The 1,456-nt window shown below is 41.2% G+C and carries 3 protein-coding genes; 1 reads left to right on the top strand and 2 read right to left on the bottom strand.

Translation table 11 applies throughout. The features are described from left to right. Positions 1–15: 15 nt before the first annotated feature. Both R7P67_RS24240 and R7P67_RS24235 read right to left on the bottom strand, forming a co-directional pair. Positions 16–276: a hypothetical protein gene (locus R7P67_RS24240; RefSeq protein ID WP_015313320.1), complete on the bottom strand. Its 261-nt coding sequence runs from the start codon at positions 274–276 to the stop codon at positions 16–18. Between the two features lie 223 nt (positions 277–499). Then, the gene (locus R7P67_RS24235) at positions 500–1,114 is read right to left on the bottom strand and encodes a glutathione S-transferase (RefSeq protein WP_005463777.1); all 615 of its coding nucleotides are present in this window, start codon (positions 1,112–1,114) and stop codon (positions 500–502) included. Between the two features lie 144 nt (positions 1,115–1,258). On the opposite strand from R7P67_RS24235, the gene R7P67_RS24230 reads away from it, so the two are divergent. Further along, the coding region (locus R7P67_RS24230) for a TetR/AcrR family transcriptional regulator (RefSeq protein ID WP_318086242.1) at positions 1,259–1,456 on the top strand (198 nt) is incomplete at its 3' end.

Here is a 1,456-nt window from a genome sequence, read left to right as displayed (position 1 = left end):
CAACGCTGGTAGCGACTAACGAAGTACTCTGTTTATTGACTGCTCATCTCTAAAACGACTGTAGTCTTCGGCTAAAAGTTGATGTTGATAACGGGTGTAAGACAATGCTTCGTTTGAAATGACGATCTGATTTTCTTTTTCGATAAGCTGCCCGCGCAATTGCTCTATTTGATCACTTTGCTGCGTATAGTTCAGGTACATCGCAACTAAACCAAAGATAGAAACAACGAGCGAAGCAAACAGTACGTTGTTGATGGTTTTGATTTGAAGATTCATAACCTCTCCTTGTCTCTTGCCAGACATCTCTAAATGAAAAGAACGTCTACAGACTAAGAGCACTCTGCTCTAAAACGCATTGAAGCCTATTGAGGTTGTTGTATATAAAAATAATTATAGGAGATGAGTAAAAAAAAAGAAGAGAAAACTTGAAGTATTTGAATACCTTTTTGTCATTGGCATTCAATATGCAGCGAGAGAGAAAACGCTCGCTGCGAAAAAATTAGCTTTGGAATGCGTCTCGGGCAGAAACCTGTTCAAACCAGCGAGCGATGTTTGGGTACTTCTCGAAGACTTCAATACTCAAACCATTCACCGCAAAACCAATGAAAATATAACCGGTAATATCGACAACGGAAAACTGGTCTGTCGCGATGTATTCACTCTCTGACAAACGTTTATCTAAGGTTGGCAAAAACTCGAGGACACGAGACTTGGATTCTTCACCCCACGCCGCCACACAATTTTCACGATCTTGATAAATCGCCGTAATGTTGCGAAACGCTTGGAATGCCGCATAAAGGCCTTGGAACTCGACGACACGGTGCCACATTTCCACCTGTGCTCGTTCTAATTGATTTGCACCAAACAGAGCTAAGTCATTTTCAAACGCTTCATCGAGATAGCGGCAAATAGCCACGCTTTCACAGATCGTTGTGCCATCGTCTAGCTCCAGTAATGGCACTTTGCCATTCACGCTTTTTTGCTTGAAAGATTCAGACAAATTATCGCCCTCACGCACGTTCAACGCGACACGCTCAACCTCTCCACCAATTTCCTTTAAAAAAATGCTAACTCGCTTACAACTTGGAGTCATTGCTGTTTCATAGAGCTTCATTTTGTATCCTTTTTCTTTTTCTAACCGATTGGTTAGGATATACTGTAGCCAGTTTATAAACGATCAGTCAAGAACTTCATTTCCAAAAAGTTGTTCAATAAGTTTAGGAGTGGTTTGAGAAAAACCGCTCAGGTAGGTACGCATATGGCAAGAAAAGCCAACTTCGATCGAGAAGAAAAACTCTTAGTCGCTATGGACGTTTTTTGGCGCAAAGGTTTTGCTAATACATCCATTTCTGATCTCACTGACGAGTTGAATATCAACCGCTTTAGCCTTTACAACACCTATGGTGATAAGCAGCAGCTTTACTACGAAGCACTGGATGCTTATCTAAAAAAAGTC

Source organism: Vibrio sp. Vb0937 (genome assembly GCF_033338855.1).
This window is presented reverse-complemented; position numbering and strand designations above follow the sequence as displayed.

Excerpts from the sequence above, each read along its gene's own strand:
- R7P67_RS24235 (WP_005463777.1), bottom strand. The coding sequence starts at position 1,114 with ATGAAGCTCTATGAAACAGCAATGACTCCAAGTTGTAAGCGAGTTAGC.
- R7P67_RS24240 (WP_015313320.1), bottom strand. The coding sequence starts at position 276 with ATGAATCTTCAAATCAAAACCATCAACAACGTACTGTTTGCTTCGCTC.